This window comes from Inhella crocodyli, assembly GCF_004004565.1.
In the GTDB taxonomy this organism is placed as follows: Bacteria; Pseudomonadota; Gammaproteobacteria; order Burkholderiales; family Burkholderiaceae_C; genus Inhella; species Inhella crocodyli.
In genome coordinates, this window is record NZ_SACM01000002.1 from 243,832 (window position 1) to 267,417 (window position 23,586).

Here is a 23,586-nt window from a genome sequence, read left to right on the forward strand (position 1 = left end):
GCATGGCGCCCCTGGTGTTCGTCGACACGAACGTGCTGCTTTACGCCTTCGACGACCGCGAGCCGGTCAAGCGCGACGCCGCCCGCGCCTGGCTGCGCGCCTGCTGGGCCCGGCGCTGCGGCCGCGTCAGCAACCAGGTGCTGCACGAGTTCTACTGGAACGCGCGCAAGAAGTTTTCCAGCGCGCTGTCGGCCGGCGATGCGCGTGCCGAGGTGCGCCGCTACCAACTCTGGCAGCCCTGGCAGACGGACCACGCCACGGTCGAATCGGCCTGGGCCGTGGAAAGCCGCTGGGGCCTGAGCTATTGGGACGCCCTGATGGTGGCCGCCGCCCAGCAGCAGGCCTGCACCCACCTGCTGACCGAAGACCTCCAGCACGGCCAGACCATCGACAGCCTGCGCATCGTCAACCCCTTCCTGCAAGGCCCGGAGCTGCTCGATGAATTCGCCGCCTGAGTCGCCTACGTCCCCCTTGGCGGTCCTGCGCGACGACGTTCGCGCCCTCCACGCCTACGCCGTGCAGCCCGCCGCCGGCCTGGTGAAGCTGGACGTGATGGAGAACCCCTTCCCGCTGCCCGCGGCGCTGCAGGCCGAACTCGGCCAGCGCCTGGGTGCCGTGGCCCTGAACCGCTACCCGGCCGAGCGCACCGAGGGGCTGCGCACCGCGCTGGCCCGCCACGCCCGATTGCCGGCTGGGGGCGCGCTGATGCTGGGCAACGGCTCCGACGAGCTGATCAGCCTGCTCACGCAGGCCATCGCCAAGCCGGGCGCTTGCGTGATGAGCCCGCTGCCCAGCTTCGTCATGTACGCGATGAGCGCGCAGCTGCTGGGCGTGCGCTTCGTGGGCGTGCCCTGCCGGGCCGACGACTTCCAGCTCGACCGGGAGGCCATGCTCGCCGCCATCGCGGCCGAGAAGCCGGCGCTGCTGTGGCTGGCCTACCCCAACAACCCCACGGGCACGCTGTGGGACACGGCCACCCTCGACGCGCTGGTGGACGCCATGGCCCCGCATGGCCTGGTGGTGATGGACGAGGCCTACCAGCCCTTCGCCGCGAACGACTCGCTGCACCGCCTGCGCCAGCCCCACGTGCTGGTGATGCGCACGATGAGCAAGTTCGGCTTGGCCGGTGTGCGCATCGGCTACCTGATGGGCGACGCCGCCCTGGTGGCCGAGGTGGAGAAGCTGCGCCCGCCCTTCAACGTCAGCGTGCTCAACACCGAGGCCGCGCTGTTCGCGCTCGAGCACGAGGCCGAGTACGCCCGCCAAGCCGCCCAGATCCGCGCCCAGCGCGAGCGCTTGTTCACGGCGCTGCAAGCCCTGCCGGGGGTCACGCCCTTTCCCAGCCAAGCCAACATGGTGCTGGCCCGCTTCCCCGATGCCGCCGCCACCTTTGCCCTCCTGAAGGCCAAGGGCATCTTGGTGAAGAACGTGAGCGCGATGCACCCGATGCTGACAAACTGCCTGCGCCTGACCGTGGGCACGCCCGACGAAACTTCCCAGCTCATCCAGGCTTTGACATGACCCGCACCGCCACCGTCCAGCGCAACACCGCCGAGACGCAGATTCGCGTCGAACTGAACCTCGACGGCACCGGCCAGGCGCATTTCGCCACCGGCATCGGCTTCTTCGACCACATGCTCGACCAGATCGCCCGCCACGGCCTGATCGACCTGAGCATCGACGCCAAGGGCGACCTGCACATCGACGGCCACCACACGGTGGAAGACGTGGGCATCACGCTGGGCCAGGCCTTCGCGCAGGCCTTGGGCGACAAGCGCGGCATCACGCGCTACGGCCACGCCTACGTGCCGCTCGACGAAGCCCTGAGCCGCGTGGTGCTGGACTGCTCCGGCCGCCCGGGTCTGCACATGGACGTGACCTTCACGGCCGGCAGCATCGGCCAGCTCGACACGCAGCTGGTGTTCGAGTTCTTCCAAGGCTTCGTCAACCACGCCGGCGTGAGCCTGCACATCGACAACTTGAAGGGCCACAACGCGCACCACCAGTGCGAGACGATCTTCAAGGCCTTCGCCCGCGCGCTGCGCATGGCCGTCACGCCCGACCCGCGCGCGGCCGGCACCATTCCGAGTACCAAAGGCTCTCTATGACGAAGACCGTGCTCGTGCTCGACTACGGCATGGGCAACCTCCGCAGCGTGGCCCAAGCCGTTCAGGCGGCCTCGGCCGACACCGGCGTGAGCGTGGTCGTCGGGCACGACCCGCAGCAGGTGCGCGATGCCGATCGCATCGTGCTCCCCGGCCAAGGCGCCATGCGCGACTGCATGGCCCACTTTGCCGACAGCGGCGCCCAGCAGGCGGTGCTGGACGAAGTGGCGAACGGCAAGCCGCTGATGGGCGTGTGCGTGGGCATGCAGATGCTGCTGCAACACAGCGAGGAGCAAGACACCCCGGGCCTGGGCCTGTTCCCGGGCGAGGTGAAGCGCTTCCGGCTGGAGGGCCGTCTGCAGCCCGACGGCAGCCGCTTCAAGGTGCCCCAGATGGGCTGGAACCGCGTCGACATCGCCCGACCTCACCCCGTGTGGGCCGGGGTGGCCAGCGGCAGCCACTTCTACTTCGTGCACAGCTTCCACGCCGCGCCCGCCCACGAGGCGCACGTGGCGGCAACCACCGTCTATGGCGATGCGTTTGCGTGCGCCATCGCCCGCGATACCATTTTTGCCACGCAGTTCCACCCCGAGAAGAGCGCCGCCGACGGGCTGCGCCTGTACCGCAACTTCCTCACCTGGACTCCCTGAGCACCGCGCTCCCCACGATCATGCTGCTGATCCCTGCGATCGACCTCAAAGACGGCCACTGCGTGCGCCTGCAACAGGGCGATATGAACGCCTCCACCACCTTCGGGGAAGACCCGGCCGCCATGGCCCGCCGCTGGCTGGACGCCGGCGCGCGCCGCCTGCACCTGGTGGACCTGAATGGCGCCTTCGCGGGCAAGCCGGTCAACGAGGCCGCGGTGAAGGCCATCCTCAAGGAGGTGGGCGATGAGATCCCGGTTCAGTTGGGCGGCGGCATCCGCGACCTCGACACCATCGAGCGCTACCTCGACGACGGCATCAGCGCCGTCATCGTGGGCACGGCGGCGGTGAAGAACCCCGGCTTCATCCGCGACGCCTGCACCGCCTTCGGCGGTCACATCTGGGTGGGCCTGGACGCGAAAGACGGCAAGGTGGCCACCGACGGCTGGAGCAAGCTCTCCGGCCACGAGGTCGTGGACCTGGCCAAGAAGTTCGAGGATTACGGCATCGAGGGCGTGATCTACACCGACATCGGGCGCGACGGCATGCTCAGTGGCATCAACATCGAGGCCACGGTCAAGTTGGCCCAGGCCCTGACCATTCCCGTGGTCGCCAGCGGCGGCCTCAAAGGCTGGGCCGACATCGAGGCGCTTTGCAAGGTGGAAGACGAAGGCATCAGCGGCGTCATCTGCGGCAAGGCCATCTACACCGGCGCCTTGGACCTGGCCGACGCGCAAGCGCGGGCCGATGCCTTGCGCGCCTGAATTCACGCTCCGTTCTGCTTCTCTCCTGAAAGCCCCGCCATGATCCGCACCCTGCTCGCCAGCGTCGCCCTGACCCTGGGCCTGGCTGTCTTGGTCACCGCCCCTACCCCCGCGTTGGCCGCCAAGGCCGGTGCGCACGGCGCCAGCGCCGCCCATGCCGTGGGGGGCAAGAAGGCCCTGGGCGCCAGCAAGGCCAGCCCGACCAAGAAGAAGATGGGCAAGAAGGCCAAGGCGGCCAAGAAGAAGCTCAAGAAGGTCAAGAAGGCGCACTGAGCCCCCACCGTTGACCTGGAGCGGCGGTGAAGCGCTGGCTCAAGCCCTTCGTCACCCTCCTGGTGCTGCTGCTCCTCGCCGAGGAGTGGTTGTGGGACCACCTCAAGCGCTGCGTGGCCCGCCTGGGCGCGCTGCCCGGCGTGCGGGCGTTCGAGGCCCGGTTGCGCGCCCTGCCGCCTTGGGCCAGCCTAGCGGTGATGCTCTTGCCGGCCGCCGTGCTCTTGCCCTTCAAGCTGGCCGCCCTGTGGGCCTTGGGCCACGGGCATCGCGTGCTGGGCCTGTTGGTGTTTGTTGCCGCCAAGTTGGTGGGCACCGGCCTGGCGGCCTACCTGTTCGACCTCGTGCGCGACAGCGCGCGCCAAGTGAAGGCCTTCGATCGGTTCTATGGGGCTGTCATGCGCCTGCTGGCCCGGGCCCACGCCTGGTTGCACGCGCAGCCCCTGTACCGATCGATCCGCGCGCAAGCGCAGGCTTGGCGCCAAGCCTGGCGACAGCGGCGCGGCGCCGCGAGGTCGGTTTGGGCGCGCCGCAAGGTCGCTCTGAAGCGGCACAAACGGTAGTCGCGTAGGCCCTCGCGTCCCGCACTTTGGGGGGATGAATGCCGAGTTGGGCGTGCCCTGCATCGCCACAATCGGCCGCCGCACACGACCCCAGCCAGGCCTCGTGCCTGGCCCCCGCAGCCCATGCAATCCACATTGGACCTCGCCAAGCTTGCCCGCGCCGCCAGTGGAAAGTCCTGGTGGCGCCTAAGCCTGGAGGCACTGCGCGTGCGCCGGGCGCCACAGCAGGTGGGCCTTTCTGAGTACTTCGCCTATGGCCTGTGGTCGCCTGGCTTGGACGATGTGGCGCGGTCGCGATTCATCGGTTGGCGCAAGAGCGCTGCCCTTGACCAAGCCCTGAACGCGCCGTCGTCGCGCGTGCTCGCCAACGACAAGCTGGTTTCCTATTCCGTTTTGCAGCATCAAGGGCTGCCCATGCCCGAGCCGTTGGCGACGTACACGGCCAGCGGACGCACGGTGGGCCGGGAAAGGCCGCTGCGCACGCTGGACGAGGTGCGCGCCTACCTGCACGAGGCGGTGTACCCCTTCTACGTCAAGCCCATCTCGGCCGGGTACGGGCGCGGGGTGCTGGGCGTGTCGGATCGCGACGGTGCCGAACTGTGTCTGATGGACGGCAAGCGGCTGGCCATCGACGAGCTGCTGGCATCGTTCAGGTTCGCGCCCTTCGGCGGCATGCTGTTCCAGCGCCCGCTGCGAGCGCATCCCAGCATCCAGGCCTTGACCGGTACGGCCGCCGTCAGCTGTGTGCGCTTCATTTGCTTTGTTACCCCCAGCGGCACGCAGGTGCACACTGCCTTTTGGAAGGTGGCCACAGGCAAGAACATGCTCGACAACTTCTCGCACGGCGACTACGGCAATCTCCTGGCCGCGGTTGACTTGCACTCTGGTTGCATCGAGCGGGCCATCCGCCAGCTGGGTCCGGGGGGTGAGGTGCAGCGGCACCCCGACACGCGAGCCGAGGTCGTGGGCTTCCAGCTGCCCGACTGGGAAGCGGCCAAGGCCCTGGTGCTGCGCGCCAGCGCCCATTTCCCGGGCTTGCGATTGCAGAACTGGGACGTGGCCTTGTGTCCCGAAGGCCCGGTGCTGGTGGAAATCAACACCGAGTCGGAGCTCGCCGTGCCGCAGGCCATCTCGGGGCGCGGTCTGATGGACGAGCGCTTGAAGGCCATCTTGGGCGAGATCGAGGCGGAGGACCGCCGCCACCGAGAGGCGGTGGCCAGCCGAGGTTGAGCCGGCCACGCGACAATGGCACGATGCTTGCCAAACGCATCATTCCCTGCCTGGACGTCAAGGACGGCCGGGTCGTCAAAGGCGTCAACTTTGTCGGCCTGCGCGACGCGGGCGACCCCGTCGAAGCCGCCGCCCGCTACAACGAGCAGGGCGCCGACGAACTGACTTTTCTCGACATCACCGCCACGAGCGACGGCCGCGACCTGATCCTGCCCATCATCGAGGCCGTGGCCTCTCAGGTCTTCATCCCACTGACCGTGGGCGGTGGTGTGCGCGAGGTGGGCGACGTGCGCCGCCTGCTCAACGCGGGCGCCGACAAGGTCAGCTTCAACTCCGCGGCCGTGGCCCGCCCCGAGCTCATCCGCGAGTGCGCCGACAAGTACGGCTCGCAGTGCATCGTGGTGGCGATCGACGCCAAACAGAACCCGGATGGCGAAGGCTGGCACGTCTTCACCCACGGCGGCCGCAAAGACACGGGCCTGGACGCCGTCGAGTGGGCGCGCACCATGCAGGCCATGGGCGCGGGGGAGATCTTGCTGACCAGCATGGACCGCGACGGCACGCGCGCTGGCTTCAACTTGCCGCTGACCCGCGCCGTGAGCGATGCAGTGAGCGTGCCCGTCATCGCCAGCGGCGGCGTGGGCACCTTGCAGCACCTGGTGGACGGCATCCGCGAGGGTGGCGCCGACGCCGTGCTGGCGGCCAGCATCTTTCACGACGGCCAGCACACCGTGGGCGAGGCCAAGGCCTTCATGCGCGCGGCGGGCCTGGAAGTTCGGTTGTGAGCCCCCACGCTGCGCGGCTGCGCCTGCTCGCGACCCCCCACGGGGGCTGGATCGCCTTGGGGCGGCCCGGCGGCGATCCGTCATGACCAAGCCCGGCGAGGTGCGCATCATCGGCGGGGTGTGGCGCCGCTCCAAGCTGCCGGTGCTGGCCCTGCCTGGCCTGCGCCCGAGCGGCGACCGCCTGCGCGAGACCTTGTTCAACTGGCTGCCGCACGACTTGAGTGGCTGGCGCGTGCTGGACGCCTTTGCCGGCAGCGGCGCGCTGGGCCTGGAAGCCGCCTCGCGCGGAGCCACGGTGCAGCTCGTGGAGCGCGAACCGAAAGCCGCCGCCAGCCTGAAGCAGGTGGTGGCCAAGCTGCAGGGCGCGGCCGAGCGCGTGACCGTGAGCGCGGGCGACGGCTTTGCCGCGATGGCCGGCCGCTGGGACCTGGTGCTGCTCGATCCGCCTTTCGAGGCCCACTGGTTCGCCAAGGCTTTGGACGCCGCCGCGGGCGCGGGCTGGATCTACCTGGAGGCCCCCAGTGCCTTCGAGGCGCCGCCCGGCTACCGACTGCACCGCCACCTCAAGGCCGGCGCCGTGCACGCCCACCTGTTTGCCCGGGACAATTGAGGGCATGAAAGCCATCTACCCCGGCACCTTCGACCCGCTGACGCTCGGCCACGAGGACATCCTGCGTCGCGCGGCGCGCTTGTTCCCGCAGGTGGTGCTGGCCGTGGCCGTGGCGCACCACAAAAAGACCCTGTTCAACCTGGACGAACGCCTGGCCATGGCCCGCGAGGCCATGGCCGGTGTGCCCAACATCGAGGTCGTGGCCTTCGAGGGCCTGTTGAGCGAGTTCGTGCGGACTCAGCGGGCGGGCGTGGTGGTGCGCGGCATTCGTGCCGTGAGCGATTACGACTACGAGTTTCAGATGGCCGGCATGAACCGCCACCTGATGCCCGAGGTCGAGACGGTGTTCCTGACCCCGGGCAACGATTTCCAATTCGTCAGCGGCACCTTCGTGCGCGAGATCGCAATGCTGGGCGGTGACGTGAGCCAATTCGTCAGCGACGGCGTGCTGCAGCGCTTGGCGCAAAAACGGGGCGGGTGATGGCGCTGAAGATCACGGACACGGGAGCCGGAAACAGGGCGGGCCTGCCCGACCCCGGCGCGCGCGGCGCGCGCCTGCCAGCGCGTGCCGTGCTCGTCCGCTCCCAAGCAAGGAGCACGGTGTGGCGCTGAAGATCACGGACGAATGCATCAACTGCGACGTCTGCGAGCCGGCCTGCCCGAACCAGGCCATCTCGATGGGCCCGGAGTTCTACGTCATCGACCCAGCGCGTTGCACCGAGTGCGTGGGGCATTTCGACGAGCCGCAGTGCGCCATGCTGTGCCCCGTGGCCTGCATCCCCAAGGACCCGGCCCACGTCGAGGACCGCGAGACCCTGATGCAAAAGTACCTGCGGCTGTCGGCCGCCTGAGACTCAGAGGTCGGCCGGCGTGCTGAAGGTGCTGTCGGGGTAGGCGGTGTAGAGGTCGCGCACGGCGTCGATGCGGTTTTCCAGCAGGGTGACCAGGCGCGGGTCGAAGTGCAGGCCGCTTTGGCTGACGATGTAGTCGATGGCGGTGTCGAAGTCCCAGCGCTGCTTGTAGACGCGGTCGCTCACCAGGCTGTCCAGCACGTCGGCCAGGGCCACGATGCGACCGGCGAGCGAAATGGACTCGCCCTCCAGGCCTTGCGGGTAGCCTTGGCCGTCCCAGCGCTCGTGGTGCTCCAGCGCGATCTGCGCGCCCAGGCGCAGGATGGGGCGTTCGCTGCGCGACAGCAGTTCGTGCCCGATGGACGCGTGGCTTTGCATGCGCTCCCACTCGTCGGCGTCGAGCTTGCCGGGTTTGGCCAGGATGTGGTCGGGGATGCCGATCTTGCCCAGGTCGTGCAGGGGCGCGGCCTGGCGCAATTGCTCCACCGAGGCCGGGTCCAAGCCCCAAGCGTGGCCCAAGAGGGCGCTGAGCTCGGCGATGCGGCGCACGTGTGCCCCGCCTTCGCGGCTGCGGCGCTCGACGGCCTCGCTGAGCAGCAGCACGGTTTCGCGCTGCGTCTCCTGCAGCTCTTGGCGCAGCAGCAGGCTCTCGTAGGTGATGGCGACGTTGGCGCAGAAGATTTCCAGCAGCTCGCGGGCGTCGGCGTCCAGCGGGCTTTGCAAGGCCAGGTACAGCAGGCTCACGCTGCCGCGGCTGGTGCGGTAGAAGCCGACGAAGTTGTTGCCGTCGAACTGGCTGGTTTGCTCGCGCTCGGCGCGGTCGAAGGCGTACTGCACGGAGGGCGGCAGTTCGGCCAGGTGCTCGGCGTCCAGCAGGCCGACGTAGTCCTGCGTGGCGGCCAGCACGTGCAGGCGGCCCTCGACGTGCGCCGCGGCCCAGGCGTTGACGCGGTTGGCGTACAGGCCGCTGGCCTCCAGGCCGAGCAGGCGGCAGACCTGCTCCAGCACGGCCGAGGCGAAGGGCTGGATGCTGCCGGCGTCGTGGATGTTGTGGATGGCCTCGATGGAGCGGCGCAGCGCGGTCCGGCTTTGCTCGATGGCCAGGATGTCGCGGTAGCCGCGCAGGGCCGAGAAGAAGGTGGTGACCAGCTTGCGCTTGGTCAGCTCGGTCTTCTCCTTGTAGTCGTTGATGTCGTAGTCCTGGATCACGCGCTCTTCGGGCGCCTGGCCCGGCTGGCCCGTGCGCAGCACGATCCGCGAGCGGGTGTTGCGCATGTCCTCGCGGATCTCGCGGGCCAAGTCCAGGCCGGCGGTCTCGGTTTCCATGACCACGTCGAGCAGGATCAGGGCGATGTCGTCGTGGCCGCGCAGGATGGTGCGCGCCTCGGCCGCGCTGTAGGCGTGCAAGAAGCTCAGGCGCCGACCGGCGAAGCGGAAGTCGTTCATCACCAGGGCGGTGACTTCGTGCACCTGGGGCTCGTCGTCCACCACCAGGATGACCCAGGGCGCCAACTCGGCCGGCAGCTCGGCGGCGGTGGTCTCGGGGGCGAAATCGAAGTCGGCGTCGTCGGTCATGGGGTCGGCCCAAGGGCTTCACGGGACCGTTTCATGATGCCAGAGGGCCCCGGGGCGCCAGGGCCGGGATTCCCATCACGCGGGCAAGGCCAGCCACCCGTCTTCGTCCTGCACGAAGCGCAGGCGCTGGCCAAAGGCCGCCTGCAGCGCCTCGCGCGCGGCCGGCTGTTGCGCCGGGCCGTCGTAGCGCACCTGCCCGTCGTGCAGCACCCACAGGCGGTCGGCGCGCAGCGCGAGGTGCAGTTCGTGCAGCACGCTGCACACGGCCCGTCCCTGGTCGGCCTGGGCCCGCATCAGCCGCAGCCAGTCGGCTTGGTGCGGGCTGTCGAGGTGGGTCAGGGGCTCGTCCAGCAACAGCCGGGGGGCTTGCACGGCCAGCGCCCGGGCCAGCAGCACGCGTTGGCGTTCGCCGGCCGACAGGCTGTGCAGCGGTCGGTGCCGCCAGGGCAGGGCCTCGACCGCGGCCAGGGCCGCATCCACGGCCGCGCGGTCGGCGGCCGAAGCCAGGCCCATCCAGCCTTGGTGGGGCAGGCGGCCGAGCATCACGGCCTCTTCGGCGCGCAGCTCGGTGCCGGTGCCGTCGAGTTCGGCCGGCCCCAGCCAGGCCAGGGCTTGGGCCCGCTGGCGCCGCGGCAGCAGGGCCCAGGCCTGGTCGCCCACGCGCAGCGCACCCCCGGTGGGCAACAGGCCGGCCAGCGCCCGCAGCAGCGTGCTCTTGCCCGCGCCGTTGGGGCCCACCACCGCCACCCATTCGCCCGGGCGCAGGGTCAGGCGCAGGTCGCGCAGCACCTCGCGCTCGCCCAGGCGCAGCGAGGCCAGGTCCAGGTGCAAGGGCGCGACGGCGTTCAACGCAGGCCTCCCCGGGGCAGGCGGGTCAGCAGGTAGGTCCCACCCAGCAGGGCCGTGGGCAGGCCCACCGGCAACTCGATGGGCGCCCAGACCCAGCGGGCCACGATGTCGGCGGCCAGCAGCAGGCCGCCGCCGCTCAAGGCCGACAAGGGCAGCAGCCAGCGGTAGCGGCTCACGCCCAGGGCCCGCACCGTGTGCGGCGCCACCAGGCCGACGAAGGCCACCAGCCCACATTGCGCCACGGCCGCCCCGCTGCACAGGGCCAGCAGGGCCAGCAGCAAGGCGCGGCTGCCGTCCAGCGGCAGGCCCAGGCTGCGGGCCGTGGCCTCGCCCAGGCCCAGGGCATCCAACGTGCGGCTGCCCACCAGCGCCAGGGCCAGCGCCACCGCCAACAGCGGCAGGCTCAGGGCGACCTGGGACCAGCCCAGCAGGCTGGTGCTGCCCAGCATGAACTGCTGCATGGGGCGCAGGGTGCTCGGGTCGAGCAGGGTCAAGCCCTGCGTGGCCGCCGCCAGCACGACCCCAACGATCACCCCCGCCAGCAGCAGCCGTGGGGTGTGCGACACGCCGCGGCTGAGCAGCACCGTCAGCCCCAAGGCCCCCCAGGCGCCGACGAAGGCCGCCAGGTTCAGGCCCCAGCCGCTGCCGGCCAGCAGCGCCCCAGCGCCGCTGCCGGCCAGCACCAGGGCCAGGGCCACGCCCAGGCTGGCGCCGGCGCTGGCGCCCAGCAGGTAGGGGTCGGCCAGGGGGTTGCGGAACAGGCCCTGGGCGATGGCGCCCGCCAAACCCAGCAAGGCCCCACAGCCCCAGGCGGCAAGGCTGCGCGGCAGGCGCAGGTCGAGCACCAGCGACGGGTCGTGCCACAGCGCGGCGTCCAGCCCCGCCGCGCCCACCGAGGTGCCCAGGCCGAGCAAGGCGGCACTGACGGCGAGCAGCAGCAGGGTCAGGGCGAGGGGGCGCACGGACATGGCAGTGGGGGCGGGCCGGCGCTCAGGGCGCGGGCAGGGCGGCGATGCAGCGCACCAGGGCGCGGGCGGCCTCGCCAACGCGGGGTCCTGGGCGCCCAACCACCTCGCCGTCGGCGCGGGGCAGGGCGCACACGCGGGCGTGCTGCACGGCCGGCACGCGGGACCAGCCGGGCCGTTGCGCCAGCTGGGGGGATTCGCGCTCGCCGACGACGATCAAGGCCGGCTGCGCGCGCAGCACGAACTCGGGGTTGAGTTGGGGGAAGGTACCGAGCGCGGCCGGCACGATGTTGCGCAGTTGCAGGCGAGCGAGCACGGCGCCAATGTACGAGGCCTCGCCGGCGGCAAAGGGCGTCGGGTCGACTTCGAAGTACACCGAGCGGCCGTGCCAGGCGGCCGGCAGGCGCGCGGCCGCGTCGTCGATCTCGCGCTGCATCTGCGCCCACACCGCGTCGGCTCGCGCCGGCTCGCCGACCAAGGTGGCCATGTGGCGCAGCAGGCGCTGCACCTCGGGCAGGGACTGGGCGTCCAGCGCCAGCACCGGCACCCCCAGTTGGGCCAGGCGGTCGTGCAGGCGCGAGGCCGGCGTCAGCAGCACGAGGTCGGGCTTCAGGCGAAGCACCTGCTCCAGCGAGACCTCGCCCAGGCCGCCCAGCTTGGGCAAGGCTTGGACGCTGGCCGGGTGGTTGGAGAAGCGGTCCACGCCCACCAGCCGGTCGCAGCCGCCCACCGCACACAGGCTTTCGACCAGGGACGGGCCCAGCGCCACGATGCGCTGCGGGGCGCCCCGCAGCGTCACCTGCCGGCCCAGGTCGTCGGTGTGGGTCAGGGCCCCGGCGCTGCCGCTCAGCAGCACCAGGGCCAGGGCCAGCAGGCGGGCGATCACGGCGTCACCACGTGGCGCGCAGGCCCAGCAGCAGGCTGCGCGGCATCACGGCGTAGCCGCGGGCCAGGGCGTAGTGGCGGTTCCCGGCGTTGGCCACCTGGGCCTCCAGCGCCCAGCCCTTCGTCCACTGCCAGCGCGCGTCCAGGTCCAGCTGCGCGTAGCCGCCCAAGCGCTGGGCGTTGCCGGCATCGTCGTAGCGCTCGCCGCTGGCCACCACGTGGGCGCCCCAAGTCCAAGCCTCGTTCGGCGTCCAATTCAGGCCCAGGCGGGCCTGCTGCGCCGCGCGGCGCGCCAGGCGCTTGCCGGTGGCGGCGTTGACGGGGTCGCTGCGGTCCAGGCTGCCTTGCCAGCTCAGGCCCTGGGTCACGGTGCCCTCGGCCTTCAGGCTGATGCCGCGCAACAGCGCACGGCTGACGTTCTCGTAGCAGCCATACGGGCTGGCGCAAGGCCCCGCCGCACCGAAGCCGATCAAGTCCTTCACGGCGTTGCGGTACACGGTGATGGACGCCCGGCCGGCCTCGCCAGCCCACCGCAGCGCCAGCTCGGCATTGCGGCTGCGTTCTGGGCGCAGGGTGCGAACGCCGTAGGCGCTGGCCAGTTGGTAGACCGTGGGGGCGCGGAAGCCGGTGCCCAGGCTGCCGGCCAAGCGCCAGCCCTCGGGCAGCACCAGGGAGCCGCCCAACAAGCCGGTGCCGACGCTGCCGTACTCGCTGTCGCGGTCCTGGCGCAGGTTCAGCTGAAGGGTGTGCGCGGCGGTGGTGTGCGTCCAGCCCAAGCCTAGGCTGCTGAGGTGGCGCGCCGACTGGCCGTCGGTGCCCACGTCGGCGTTGGTCAGCCGGTCGTTGCGGCGCTCCAGCACGCCCTGCACCTGGTGCCCATTGAGGGGCGTCCAAAAGGCCAGCAGGCTGGCCTGGCGCACGCGGGTGTCGGTGTCGTAGCCGAAGTTCGGGATGGCGTAGCGGTCGCGGCTGTCGCCCAGCTGCGCCTCGGTGCGCAGGCTCGGGGCCCACTGGGCGCGCCACTGCACTTGGGCGCTGCCCTGGCGCTGGGTGTCGCGGTCGTCGGCGGCAGGGTCCCAACCGTCGAACTGCGATGCGGTGCGCGCCGCGGTGATGGAGGCGTCGAGCCGGTGGGCGTCGTTCAGGTCGGCGCTGAGGCGCGCATGCGCGCTGCGGCGCTGCCAGCCGTCTCGGTCGGGGCTCCAGGCGAAGCCGGTGGGGTCGGTGCTGGCGTTGAAGCCGTCGGCGCGCTCGTGCGCCGCACTCAGGCTGTAGCGCAGGGCCGGGCTGCCGCCGCGCAGCGAGGCCTCGGCCTTGCGCTGGCCCAGGTTGCCGGCGGCCACGAGGGCGTCACCGTGCAGGCCGGCTTCGCCCTGGCGGGTGAAGAGCTGCACCACGCCGCCGATGGCGTCGCTGCCGTAGAGCGCGCTGGCCGGGCCCGAGAGGATCTCGATGCGCTCGATGCTGGCCAGGGGCAGGCCTTGCCAGCTGGCCCCGCCGGTGGCCTGCGAGTCGATGCGAACCCCGTCCAGCAGCACGACGGTGTGGCGCGAGTCGGCGCCGCGCAGGAAGAGCGAGGTGCTGGCCGCCGGGCCGCCGTTGCGGCTGAGTTCCAGGCCGGCGTCGCGGCGCAGCAGGTCGGCCACGCCGCCCGGCCCCGGGCGTTCGATGGCCTCGCGTTCGATGACGCGGACTTCGGCCACGGTTTGGCTCAGGCGCTGGGGGGTCCGCGTGGCGGTGACGACCACGGGGTCCAGCGAGGCGCTCGAGGAGGTTTGGGCGAAGGACGGGCAGGCCGCGGCCACCGCCAGGGACAGGAGGGACAGACGCGCAGGGCGTCGCAGGGAGATCGACATGGAATGAATGGACACAAGGGCCACGCGCGAACATCCCCGTTCGCTGTGACGACACGGGCCCCACGCTGACGCGCTAGGCCCCCGTTGTTGGCCGGTCTCCGGGCTGGCGGCGCGAACCCGGTCGCCTTCCCAGCGCGAACGCCAGTGGCAGTGACCGGGCCGAAGGGCGCTTGCGAAGCACCCCTGGCCGCTTACCGTTGCGGGGACAGCTCAGGTTGGGCCGCCGGCGTGCTGCCGACCGGCCTCCCTGATTCCCGTTGAACTGCGACCCCCGGGCGGGCGTCGCGAGCACCAACGGGGTGCATTGTGCCTTTCAGCGGCTGGCGGCTGGGCTGGGGGCGCCGGCGGCGCGGGGCTTGGGGCCGCGTGCGTGGCGCACCCGAGGGTCCGGCGCGGGGCGCGAGGCCGCGGGGCCTGGTGCAGGGGGCGCGGGGGGAGGGCGGTTGGCGCGCAGCGCCGCCCGCTCGGCCGCTTCGCGCTCGCGCGCCTGTTGCGCCCCGCGTTGCTGCTCGGCGCGGGCGCGGGCCCGGGCGGCGCGCCGGTCGGCGTCGCTGGGTTCGTCGTAGGCGACGTCCGAGCCCGCCGCCTCGGGGCCACAGGGGCGGTCGCTCAGGGTGTTGCCGCAGCGGTACAGCGTGCGCTGCTCGCGCCGCGTTTGGGCCAGGGCGGGGGCGGCCAAGGCCGCCAGCGGCAGCAGCGACAGCCTCAGCACGCCCCGGCGTCTCATGGGGCGGGCTCGCCGGACGGGGGCGCCGGTGGTGAGGGCGCCGGTTTCGGCGGTTTGGGCCGTGGGGGCTTGGCGTGCAGGCGCTGCAGGGCCTTGTCCAGGTCGCCGGCCAGCAGCAGGGGCAGCACGGGCAGGGACTTGTGGATGCAGTCTTGCAGCAACTCGCGCTCGGGGGCGGGGGCGCGGCGCAGCACGTAACCGGCCACGGCGTCCTTCTGGCCCGGGTGGCCAATGCCCAAGCGCAGGCGCCAGAACTCGGCCGAGCCGAGTTGGGCCTGCATGTCCTTGAGGCCGTTGTGGCCGCCGGTGCCGCCGCCCTTTTTCAGCTTCATCTCGCCGGGCGGCAGGTCCAGCTCGTCGTGGGCGACCAAGATCTCTTCGGGTTGGATCTTGAAAAAGCGCGCCAGCGCGGCCACCGACTTGCCGCTCAGGTTCATGTAGGTTTGCGGCTCCAGCAGCCACACCGGCCCGTGCGCCGTGTTGGCCCGGGCCGCCAGGCCGAAATAGGTCCGTTCGGGCACCAGGGACACCTTGAGTTCGCGCGCCACGGCGTCCACCCACGCGAAGCCGGCGTTGTGCCGCGTGTCCTCGTACTCCGCCCCCGGATTGCCCAGGCCCACCAAAAGTCTCAGCATGCGCGGGATTATCCGGGGGGAGCCTCAGAAGGACGGGCTGGAATACTCGGCGCCCATCGCCTCGTTGGGAACTGTGTTGCTGTCTCTGTTTCGATCGTCGTCGCCGCTGGGCTGGACCGCGTTGGTGCCCCAGGGGCAACGCCTGCGCGCCGCCCAGGTGCTGCCGCAGGTCGGCCAGCGGCCGCGGGTGAGCTGGACCTGGGAGGGGGCTTGGCCCGACGCATGGTCGGCCAGGCGGGAGGCCTTGGCAGCGCTGCAGCGCGAACACGGCGCTGCCACGCGCCGCGTCTGGGTGCTCGAGCGCGAGCAGTACCGGGTGCTCACCAGCGAAGCGCCGGCCGAGTTGCCGCCCGAGGCCTGGCGCGATGCTTTGCGCTGGCAGCTCAAGGGGCAGGTCGACTTCGACGTCGCCGACGCGGCCTTGGATTTGTTGCGCGTGCCCAGCGACCGCAGCGTGCAGCGTCGCGAGCAACTGCTGGCCGTGCTCAGCCCGCGCGCCGGGCTGCGTCCGCTGGTGGCGGCCGCCGAGGCCGTGCGCAGCCCCTTGCAGGCCATGGACATTGCCGAAACGGCCCTGCGCAACCTGTGCGCCCGCGTGGCCCCCGAAGGCCGCGCGCAGGCCCTGCTGAGCTTTGGTGCGGGGCAGGGCAGTTTGGTCATCACGCACGGCGACGAGCTGGTCATGTTCCGGCAAATCGACGTGGCCGCCGAGGCCTTGAGCGCGGACGACGACACCCGGCGCGAGGCCGCACTCGACCGCACGGGCTTGGAGGTGCAGCGCACGCTGGACAGCTTCGACCGCGTGCACAGCCACCTGAGCTTGGCGCGCCTGCTGGTCGCGCCGGGGGCGGGCATGGCCGCGCTGACCGAGCACCTTCGCACCCTGACCTTCGTGCCGGTGGTGCCCTTCGACCTCGCGGAGGCCTTGGACTGCAGCGCCGTGCCCGCCTTGGCCGGCGCCCAGGCCTCGGCCTGGCTGCTGCCGCTGGGTGCGGCCCTGCGGGAGGGCTGACATGGCGCAACAACTGAACCTGTACGACCCGAGCCTGCGGCCGCCGCGCGTGTGGGTGACCCCTGGCCGGGTGCTGTTGGCCGCGCTGCTGGTGGCCGCCGCGGTGGCCGGCGCCGCCTGGCAGGTGCGCGGCCAGGCCCAGGCGGCCCTGGCGCGCAGCGCCGCCCTGCAAACCCAACTGCAGCAGCTGGGCGGCGCACCGAGCGCCAACGCCGAAGAAGAAACCGCACAACGGAAGGAGATCGAGGCCCTGCGTTGGCGCGTGCAAGCCCTGCAGGCCCTGGCGCAGGCCCAGGCCAAAGAGCCCGATGGCCGCGCGGCCGCGGCCGCCTGGCTGGAGGCCTTGGCCCAGGCCGCACCGGGCGACGTGTGGCTCACCGCCATGCAATGGCAGGCCCCGCATGGGGGTGAAGCGGCCACGATGGCACTGGAAGGCGAAATGCTCGACCCGCGGCGACTGCCTGCCTACTTGCGCCGCCTGGAGGCGCAGCCGGCCCTGCAGGGGCAGCGCCTGGCGCAAGTGCAGGTGGAGCCAGCGCCTGTGGTCGTCGGTCGCGAAGCCCAGCCGGCCAAGCCCGCGCAGTTCGTGCTGCGCAGCCAACCCAAGGCGAACGTGCGATGAGTGCACTGACCGCTGCCTGGGCCGCGCAACGCGCCCGTTGGAACGACGCCTGGGGGCGGTTTGCCGCCCGCTCCCTGCGCGAGCAGTTGTTGCTCGTGGGGGTGGTCTTGGTGTTGGTGTTTTGGGTCAGCGACGCGCTGTGGCTGACCCCGGCGCTGCAAGCCCGCAAGCAGGCGCTGGCGCGCGAGGCCAGCGAGCGCCAGGCCCTGCAGCAAGCCCAGTCGGCCCTGCTGGCCAGCGCCCAAGACATCGCCGCGCGCCGCAGCCAGCGCCAAGCCGAGTTGGAGGGACTGCGCCAGCAGCGCACGGCGCTCGAACAAAGCCAGCCCATGGCCGCCAAGGCCGATGCCGCCCACACGCTCGCCCTGATCGAATCCCTGGTGCAGCGCCAAGCCCAAGCAGCGCCGGGTGGGGGCTTGCAGTTGGTGGCCTTGCGCTCGCTGCCCGACCTGGGGCCGCCGGCCGCCCCGACGGCCGAGGCCAGCGCCCCCGGCGGCGCCGGCGTGCCGCACCTCTACCGCCACGGCGTGCAGGTGGTGCTGTCGGGGCGCTACGAGGCCTTGCAGGCCTACGTGCAAGCCCTGGCGCGCGTCCAAGACACGCCCTTGCGGCTGCGCAGCCTGTCTCTGGTGGTGCAGTCGCACCCCACCCTGGAGCTGACCGTGGACCTCGAAACCCTCAGCCCCGATCCCGCGTGGTTGGCCCTATGACGCGCCGGCACTGCGTTCAGTGGGCGGCGATCGCGGCCCTGACGGCTGCCGGGCTGGGGTCCCCGGCCTGGGGCCTTGACCCCACCCAGCCGCCACCGGCCTGGCGGGCCGCGGCGCCGGCGGCCAGCGCCGCCTCGGCCGCGCCCTTGGTCCGACCCCGTTTGCAAGGGGTTCGGCTCGGTGCCGAGCCCAGCGCCCTCATCAATGGGCGCGTGCTGCGCCCGGGTCAAACGTGGCAGGGGCACACCCTGCTGCGCATCGAGGTCGACGGCGCCGTGTTGCGCGACCCCGAAGGCCGCAGCCTGCGCCTGCACCTGTTGACGCCCCCATCACCTGCCATGCTCCCTGCGAGCGGGGTACGCCCATGACGACGTTGCGACTTTCCTTCCTGGCCCTGGCCTTGGCGCCCTGGCTCACCTCTGTGGCCTTGGCGCAAAGCCCGCGCGTGCCGCGGGCCAGCACGCCCCCGCCGCCGCAAGCGGCCGCGGCGCGCAGCGATCGCTTCGACATCGCCCTGGTCGACGCTCCCGCCAGCCAGGTGTTCCTGCAGATCGTGCAAGGCAGCCCCTACCAGGTGCTGGTGGCGCCCGACGTGCAGGGCAACATCAGCTTGAACCTGCGCAACACCACGGTGATGGAAGCGCTCGACGCGGTCAAGGAGCTGTACGGCTACGACTACCGCGTGCAGGGCGACAAGGTGTTCGTGTACTCCAACGCCGTGCAAACGCGCATCTTCCGCATCAACTACCTGCCGGGCCGCCGCCAAGGCGAGAGCGACCTGCGCGTCAGCTCGGGCGCGTTTTCTGGTGGCGGCAACGGCAGCGGGGGCAACGCCAGCAACGCGAGCAATGCCGCCAACAACAACGGCAATGGCGGCGGTGGCAGCACGCAGCTGCGCGTGATCGACAGCGCCAAGGTGCGCACCACCTCTGACGCCGACTTCTGGGCCGAGGTCAGCGCCTCCTTGCAACTGCTGGTGGGGGCTGACAAAGGGCGTTCGGTGGTGCTCAACCCGGCCGCTGGCGTCATCGTCGTGCGGGCTCCCGGCCCCGAGCTGCGCCAGGTCGAGGAGTACCTGCAGGCCATCCAAGTCAGCATCGAGCGACAGGTCATGCTGGAGGCCAAGATCCTCGAGGTGAGCCTGACCGACGATGCCAAGACGGGCATCAACTGGGGTGCCTTCGGGCAACTGCTGGGCGGGGCCCGCGGCGGCCAGCTGAGCATCGGCATCGGCCAGCCCGGCGCGGTCATCGGCCGCACCGGCGCGATCACCGACGGCACCAACATCAGCGTGCCCGGTGCCAGCATCGACAGCGGCAGCCTCGGGCGCGGCTTTTACGGGCTGGCGTTCCAGGCCACGAACTTCGCCGCGATGCTGAACTTCCTGGAGACGCAGGGCGACGTGCACGTGCTGTCCAGCCCGCGCATCGCCACCTTGAACAACCAGAAGGCGCTGCTCAAGGTGGGCTCGGACGACCTGTACGTGACCGGCGTCACCACCAACCAATCCACCAACACCACCGGGGGCGGCACCACCAACTCGCCCACGCTGACGGTGACGCCCTTCTTCAGTGGCATCGTGTTGGACGTGACGCCACAGATTGACGCCGAGGGCCAGGTCATGCTGCACGTGCACCCGTCCATCAGCCTGGTCAGCGAGCGCGAAAAAATCCTGAACCTGGGCACGCTGGGCAACTTCCGCCTGCCCTTGGCCAGCACCGCCATCAGCGAAACCGACGCCATCGTGCGCGTCAAGGACGGCCAGATCGTCGCCATCGGGGGCTTGATGACGCAAGAGTTGCGCGGCGATCGCACCGGCTTGCCCGTGCTGGCCAGCCTGCCCGTGGTCGGCAACCTGTTCGGCCAGAAAAGCAAGGTCAACCGCAAGCGCGAGCTGGTCATCCTGATCAAGCCCACCGTCATCCAAGACGCCGGCCGTTGGCCCGAGAGCCCCATGCCCGTGCCGCCCGAGGTGCCCGCGCGCCAGCCGCAATGAACCAGCCCACGCGCATTCGACTGGGCGACCTGCTGACGCAGGAAGGGCTGCTGCAGCCGGCGCAGTTGCAAGAGGCGCTGGCCGAGCAGAAGGCCACCGGCCGCAAGCTGGGCCGCATCTTCGTGGAGCGCGGTTGGGTCACCGAGGTCCAGATCGCCAAGACGGTGGCCCGGCAACTGCGCGTGCCCTTCCAGGACGTCAGCAACCTGTCGGTGCGCGCCGACATCGCCCGCCTCTTGCCCGAAGGGCAGGCCCGTCGCCTGCGCGCGATGGTGATCGAGTCGGCGGCCGACAGCCTGCGCGTGGGCATGGCCGACCCCACGGACATGGCGGGCTTCGACGAGATCGCCCGCATCCTGAAGCGCGAGTTCCAGCTCGTGGCCGTGGCCGAAAGCCAGCTGATGGCGCTGATCGACCGCAGCTACAGCGGCGCCAGCGAGATCGCCGGCCTGGCCGAGCAACTGACCAGCGACCTGGCCAGCGTCGACGACGCGTTGGGCGACCTGCTGGGCCTGAGCTCGGTGGGCGCCGACGAAGCCCCCGTGGTGCGCCTGCTGCAAACGGTGTTCGAAGAGGCGCTGCGCCGCCGCGCCAGTGACATCCACATCGAGCCGCAGCAGGGCAGCCTGCGCATCCGCTTTCGCGTCGACGGGGTCTTGCACATCCAAACCGAAGCCGACGCCAAGATCAGCGCCGCGGTGGCCCTGCGCCTGAAGCTGATGAGCGGGCTCGACATTTCCGAGCGCCGCCTGCCGCAAGACGGTCGCTTCCACGTCAAGCTCAAAGGCGGGGGCGTGGACGTGCGCATCTCCACCATGCCGACGCAGTTTGGCGAGTCGGTGGTGATGCGCTTGCTGAACCAAAGCACGGGCCTGCTGAGCCTGCCCGGCTTGAGCCTGCCGGAGCACGTGCACGGCGCCATCCAGCGCGCGATCGACCGCCCGAGCGGCATGTTCTTGGTCACCGGCCCCACGGGCAGCGGCAAGACGACCACGCTGTACGCAACGCTCAATGCGCTGAACAACAGCGAGCGCAAGATCATCACGGTGGAGGACCCGGTCGAGTACCGCTTGCCCGGGCTGAACCAGGTGCAGGTGCACGAGAAGATCGAGCTCGGGTTCGAGCGCGTGCTGCGCGCCGCTTTGCGCCAAGACCCGGACGTCGTGCTGGTGGGCGAGATGCGCGACCAGACGACGGCCGAAGTGGGCATGCGCGCGGCCATGACCGGCCACCTGGTGCTGAGCACTTTGCACACCAACGACGCCCTCTCGACCCCCATCCGGCTCTTGGACATGGGCGTGCCCCGCTACATGGTGGCGCTGTCCTTGCACCTCGTGCTCGCGCAGCGCTTGGTGCGCACCGTTTGCAAGCACTGTGCCGAGCCGCACGCGCCCGATGCCCGCGAGGTGGCGTTGGTGGAGGGCTTGGGCCTGAGCCTGGAGGGTGCGCGCTTCATGCGCGGCCGCGGCTGCGTGCACTGCAACGACACCGGCTACGCCGGCCGCACCGGCGTCTACGAGTTCTTGGAAATGGACGGCGACCTGGTCACCCTGATGAACCGGGGCGACAGCGAGGGCTTCACGCAACTGGGCCGCCAACGCATGCGCGGCAACACCCTGCGGCACGACGCCACGCGCCGTGTGCTGCAGGGCGTGACCACCCTGGACGAAGCCTTGCGCGTGTCGGTGCACGTCGACGAGGACGACTGAACGTGCCCCGGTTCAGCTACACCGGCTACAACGCACAAGGCCAGCAGCAGGGGCACTTGGACGCCGCCAGCGCGGGCGAGGCGGCCGATGCCTTGCAGGCCATGGGCATTTCGCCCCTGCGCATCGAGCCCGAGGGCAGCGCTGCCGCCGGTGACGCCGGGCCGGCGTGGATGGAGCGCCTGCAGCAATGGCTGCGCCGCGGCATCCAGCCGGTGGACATGCTGCTCTTCGCCCGGCAACTGCACACCCTGTTGAAGGCCGGCGTGCCGATCTTGCGCGCGCTGGCGGGCCTGACCGAGTCGGCCACCAGCCAGCGCCTGCGCGAAACCTTGCAGGCGGTGCGCGCCAGCCTCGAATCGGGCGTGGAGCTGAGCCGTGGCTTTGCGCAGCACCCCAAGGTGTTCGACGCCTTCTTCGTCAGCATGGTCCGCGTGGGCGAGATGACCGGCCGGCTCGACGAAATCTTCCTGCGGCTCTACCACCACATGAGCTTCGAGCAGTTCATGCGTCAGCAGGTCAAGTCGGCGCTGCGCTACCCGATGTTCGTCATCATCGCCATGGTGGTGGCCATCGGCGTCATCAACGTGATGGTGATCCCGGCGTTCGCGGGGGTGTTCAAAACCCTGGGCGCCGAACTGCCCCTCGCCACGCGCATTTTGCTGGCCACGTCGAACTTCACCATCACCTACGGCTGGGCCCTGGTGGCCGCCGCGGTGGCGGCGTTCCTGGTGTTCCGGCAATGGGTGGCCACCGAGCCCGGCCGGTTGGCCTTTGACCGCTTCAAGCTGCGCATCCCCATCGCCGGGCCGATCGTGCTCAAGGCGCAGTTGGCACGCTTGGCGCGCAGCCTGGCGCTCGCGCTGCGCAGCGGCGTGTCCATCGAGCAGGCCTTGGTGGTGGTGGCGCAAACCTGCGACAACCAGCACATCGCCCGCAAGGTGGAGGGCATGCGAAGCGCCATCGAGCGCGGCGAGTCCCTGCTGCGTGCCGCGATCCAGGCGCAGGTGTTCACGCCCGTGGTGCTGCAGATGATCGCCGTGGGCGAAGAGACCGGCGCGGTCGACGAGCTCATGCAAGAGGTGGCCGACCTGTACAGCAACGACGTCGAGTACGAGCTCAAGACCTTGGGTCAGCAGATCGAGCCCATCTTGATCGTCTTCCTTGGCATCCTGGTCCTCATCCTGGCCTTGGGCGTGTTCCTGCCCATCTGGGACCTGGGACGCGCCTCGCTGCGTGGCAAATGACATGCGCCGCTCGCACCGCCACCGCGGCTGGTCGCGCCTGGAGGCGGTGGCCATGTTGATCGTGCTGGCCGTGTTGGCCACCTTGCTCCTGCACCGCTTGGCAGGGGTGGGGCAAGAGGCCCGGCGCGTGCAGCTGCGCATGGCGGCCGAGAACGCCCGCATCAATGCCCAGTTGATCGCGCTGCGTTGCCCGGTGGAGCTCGACTTGCCCTGCTGGCAGCGGGTGCTTCAGGACCTGCAGCGCGTGAACCTGCGCGCGCCGCAAGGCCCCCTGGCGCCCGACCCGGAGGCCCAAATGCCGGTGCATGCCGATGTGCAAGCCTTGCTGCAAACGGTTGCGCTTGCGGCGGGCTTGCGACAGCATGGCGGCGCTGGGCAGTCGTGGCAGCTGTTGCCCGATGGCCGCGACACCTTGCACGTGGCACTGCAAGGTGTGGCGCATTGCCGATTTTCTTTGCGCTGGGAGGGCCCCAACCGTCCCGTCAGCGTGCAGGATGCCGAAGACCTTTGTTGACCCGTATTCCATCTTTCAGGAGCCAGACCATGAAGCGCATCGCCCCCACCGCCCAAGCCGGTTTCACCATCATCGAGCTGATCGTCGTGATCGTCATCTTGGGCATCTTGGCCGCCACGGCCCTGCCCAAGTTCGTCGACCTGAGTTCGGACGCCAAGACCGCCGCGATCCAAGGTGTGGCGGGCGCTGCGGCATCGGCCCACACCCTGAACTACAGCGGTTGCGTGGTGACCAACCACACGGTGACGGCCAACAAGTGCGTCAAGGTCGACAATTGCAGCCAAACGGCCAGCCTGCTGCAAGGCGGCCTGCCCACCGGCTACGAGGTCGTGGCCGCCGCCGCGGGCAGCACGGTCAAGGGCACGGCTTTCAGTTGCACCGTGCGCTTGACGGCCGAAACCACGGTCAACGCCACCTTCAACGCCATCGTGGCGGGCAACTGATCGCCCGCATCCGGGCTCC

28 protein-coding genes and 1 riboswitch are annotated in these 23,586 nt (G+C 70.7%); of the genes, 21 read left to right on the top strand and 7 right to left on the bottom strand.

What is annotated here, in order from left to right:
• Positions 1-2: 2 nt before the first annotated feature.
• The 12 genes from EOD73_RS09145 (at position 3) to EOD73_RS09200 (ending at position 7,825) form a co-directional block, all read left to right on the top strand.
• On the top strand, positions 3-455 hold the full coding sequence (locus tag EOD73_RS09145) for a PIN domain-containing protein (RefSeq protein WP_240660655.1): 453 nt from the start codon (positions 3-5) through the stop codon (positions 453-455).
• Complete coding sequence (hisC, locus tag EOD73_RS09150; RefSeq protein WP_127682687.1) at positions 439-1,521, top strand: histidinol-phosphate transaminase; 1,083 nt, start codon at positions 439-441, stop codon at positions 1,519-1,521. Before EOD73_RS09145 ends, hisC begins: the two co-directional genes overlap by 17 nt.
• Positions 1,518-2,108 (top strand): imidazoleglycerol-phosphate dehydratase HisB, encoded by a 591-nt coding sequence (gene hisB, locus EOD73_RS09155; RefSeq protein ID WP_127682688.1) that lies wholly within the window; start codon positions 1,518-1,520, stop codon positions 2,106-2,108. The genes hisC and hisB overlap by 4 nt, the downstream gene beginning before the upstream one ends.
• Positions 2,105-2,755, top strand: coding sequence for an imidazole glycerol phosphate synthase subunit HisH (hisH, locus tag EOD73_RS09160; protein ID WP_127682689.1), 651 nt, complete (start codon positions 2,105-2,107; stop codon positions 2,753-2,755). The genes hisB and hisH overlap by 4 nt, the downstream gene beginning before the upstream one ends.
• A 20-nt stretch (positions 2,756-2,775) precedes the next feature.
• Positions 2,776-3,516, top strand: a complete 741-nt coding sequence (gene hisA, locus EOD73_RS09165; RefSeq protein WP_127682690.1) for a 1-(5-phosphoribosyl)-5-[(5-phosphoribosylamino)methylideneamino]imidazole-4-carboxamide isomerase — start codon at positions 2,776-2,778, stop codon at positions 3,514-3,516.
• Between the two features lie 39 nt (positions 3,517-3,555).
• Positions 3,556-3,789, top strand: a complete 234-nt coding sequence (locus tag EOD73_RS09170) for a hypothetical protein (RefSeq protein ID WP_127682691.1) — start codon at positions 3,556-3,558, stop codon at positions 3,787-3,789.
• A 26-nt stretch (positions 3,790-3,815) separates the two neighbouring features.
• Positions 3,816-4,349, top strand: coding sequence for a hypothetical protein (locus EOD73_RS09175; RefSeq protein WP_127682692.1), 534 nt, complete (start codon positions 3,816-3,818; stop codon positions 4,347-4,349).
• A 123-nt stretch (positions 4,350-4,472) separates the two neighbouring features.
• Positions 4,473-5,579 carry a sugar-transfer associated ATP-grasp domain-containing protein gene (locus EOD73_RS09180; protein WP_127682693.1) on the top strand — a complete coding sequence of 369 codons (1,107 nt, stop codon included), beginning with the start codon at positions 4,473-4,475 and terminating at the stop codon, positions 5,577-5,579.
• Positions 5,580-5,602: 23 nt separating this feature from the next.
• Positions 5,603-6,364: an imidazole glycerol phosphate synthase subunit HisF gene (gene hisF / locus EOD73_RS09185; RefSeq protein WP_127682694.1), complete on the top strand. Its 762-nt coding sequence runs from the start codon at positions 5,603-5,605 to the stop codon at positions 6,362-6,364.
• 82 nt (positions 6,365-6,446) lie between these two features.
• Positions 6,447-6,974, top strand: coding sequence for an RsmD family RNA methyltransferase (locus EOD73_RS09190; protein WP_127682695.1), 528 nt, complete (start codon positions 6,447-6,449; stop codon positions 6,972-6,974).
• A 4-nt stretch (positions 6,975-6,978) separates the two neighbouring features.
• Entirely contained in the window at positions 6,979-7,455 is a 477-nt protein-coding gene (coaD, locus tag EOD73_RS09195) for a pantetheine-phosphate adenylyltransferase (RefSeq protein ID WP_127682696.1), read from the top strand.
• Positions 7,456-7,576: 121 nt separating this feature from the next.
• The gene (locus EOD73_RS09200; protein ID WP_127682697.1) at positions 7,577-7,825 is read left to right on the top strand and encodes a YfhL family 4Fe-4S dicluster ferredoxin; all 249 of its coding nucleotides are present in this window, start codon (positions 7,577-7,579) and stop codon (positions 7,823-7,825) included.
• Positions 7,826-7,828: 3 nt separating this feature from the next.
• On the opposite strand, the gene EOD73_RS09205 is transcribed toward EOD73_RS09200, so the two are convergent.
• The 7 genes from EOD73_RS09205 to pth form a co-directional block, all read right to left on the bottom strand.
• The gene (locus tag EOD73_RS09205; protein WP_127682698.1) at positions 7,829-9,400 is read right to left on the bottom strand and encodes a DUF3369 domain-containing protein; all 1,572 of its coding nucleotides are present in this window, start codon (positions 9,398-9,400) and stop codon (positions 7,829-7,831) included.
• Positions 9,401-9,475: 75 nt separating this feature from the next.
• Positions 9,476-10,249: an ABC transporter ATP-binding protein gene (locus tag EOD73_RS09210; RefSeq protein WP_240660656.1), complete on the bottom strand. Its 774-nt coding sequence runs from the start codon at positions 10,247-10,249 to the stop codon at positions 9,476-9,478.
• Positions 10,246-11,217, bottom strand: coding sequence for a FecCD family ABC transporter permease (locus EOD73_RS09215; RefSeq protein ID WP_240660657.1), 972 nt, complete (start codon positions 11,215-11,217; stop codon positions 10,246-10,248). Before EOD73_RS09215 ends, EOD73_RS09210 begins: the two co-directional genes overlap by 4 nt.
• 22 nt (positions 11,218-11,239) lie before the next feature.
• On the bottom strand, positions 11,240-12,100 hold the full coding sequence (locus EOD73_RS09220) for an ABC transporter substrate-binding protein (RefSeq protein ID WP_127682699.1): 861 nt from the start codon (positions 12,098-12,100) through the stop codon (positions 11,240-11,242).
• A gap of 4 nt (positions 12,101-12,104) precedes the next feature.
• Positions 12,105-13,955 (bottom strand): TonB-dependent receptor domain-containing protein, encoded by a 1,851-nt coding sequence (locus tag EOD73_RS09225; protein WP_127682700.1) that lies wholly within the window; start codon positions 13,953-13,955, stop codon positions 12,105-12,107.
• 72 nt (positions 13,956-14,027) lie between these two features.
• A riboswitch (cobalamin riboswitch) is annotated at positions 14,028-14,263 on the bottom strand.
• Positions 14,264-14,268: 5 nt separating this feature from the next.
• Positions 14,269-14,682: a hypothetical protein gene (locus EOD73_RS09230; RefSeq protein ID WP_127682701.1), complete on the bottom strand. Its 414-nt coding sequence runs from the start codon at positions 14,680-14,682 to the stop codon at positions 14,269-14,271.
• Positions 14,679-15,317 carry an aminoacyl-tRNA hydrolase gene (gene pth, locus EOD73_RS09235; RefSeq protein WP_127682702.1) on the bottom strand — a complete coding sequence of 213 codons (639 nt, stop codon included), beginning with the start codon at positions 15,315-15,317 and terminating at the stop codon, positions 14,679-14,681. The genes EOD73_RS09230 and pth overlap by 4 nt, the downstream gene beginning before the upstream one ends.
• 76 nt (positions 15,318-15,393) lie before the next feature.
• Here pth and pilM point away from each other — a divergent pair, with 76 nt between their 5' ends.
• Genes pilM through EOD73_RS17940 form a run of 9 tightly spaced genes read left to right on the top strand, consistent with a single transcriptional unit; the run spans position 15,394 to position 23,567 of the window.
• Entirely contained in the window at positions 15,394-16,329 is a 936-nt protein-coding gene (pilM, locus tag EOD73_RS09240) for a type IV pilus biogenesis protein PilM (RefSeq protein ID WP_127682703.1), read from the top strand.
• Between the two features lies 1 nt (position 16,330).
• Positions 16,331-16,951, top strand: coding sequence for a PilN domain-containing protein (locus EOD73_RS09245; RefSeq protein WP_127682704.1), 621 nt, complete (start codon positions 16,331-16,333; stop codon positions 16,949-16,951).
• Complete coding sequence (locus EOD73_RS09250) at positions 16,948-17,661, top strand: hypothetical protein (RefSeq protein ID WP_127682705.1); 714 nt, start codon at positions 16,948-16,950, stop codon at positions 17,659-17,661. Before EOD73_RS09245 ends, EOD73_RS09250 begins: the two co-directional genes overlap by 4 nt.
• Entirely contained in the window at positions 17,658-18,029 is a 372-nt protein-coding gene (locus EOD73_RS09255; RefSeq protein WP_127682706.1) for a hypothetical protein, read from the top strand. Before EOD73_RS09250 ends, EOD73_RS09255 begins: the two co-directional genes overlap by 4 nt.
• On the top strand, positions 18,026-19,657 hold the full coding sequence (gene mshL / locus EOD73_RS09260) for a pilus (MSHA type) biogenesis protein MshL (RefSeq protein WP_127682707.1): 1,632 nt from the start codon (positions 18,026-18,028) through the stop codon (positions 19,655-19,657). The genes EOD73_RS09255 and mshL overlap by 4 nt, the downstream gene beginning before the upstream one ends.
• Positions 19,654-21,366: a GspE/PulE family protein gene (locus EOD73_RS09265; RefSeq protein WP_127682708.1), complete on the top strand. Its 1,713-nt coding sequence runs from the start codon at positions 19,654-19,656 to the stop codon at positions 21,364-21,366. The genes mshL and EOD73_RS09265 overlap by 4 nt, the downstream gene beginning before the upstream one ends.
• Positions 21,367-21,368: 2 nt before the next feature.
• Positions 21,369-22,610, top strand: a complete 1,242-nt coding sequence (locus EOD73_RS09270) for a type II secretion system F family protein (RefSeq protein ID WP_127682709.1) — start codon at positions 21,369-21,371, stop codon at positions 22,608-22,610.
• Position 22,611: 1 nt separating this feature from the next.
• On the top strand, positions 22,612-23,124 hold the full coding sequence (locus tag EOD73_RS09275) for a hypothetical protein (protein ID WP_127682710.1): 513 nt from the start codon (positions 22,612-22,614) through the stop codon (positions 23,122-23,124).
• A 29-nt stretch (positions 23,125-23,153) separates the two neighbouring features.
• A complete protein-coding gene (locus EOD73_RS17940; RefSeq protein WP_127682711.1) occupies positions 23,154-23,567 on the top strand; it encodes a prepilin-type N-terminal cleavage/methylation domain-containing protein in 414 nt (137 codons plus the stop codon).
• Positions 23,568-23,586: the final 19 nt, after the last annotated feature.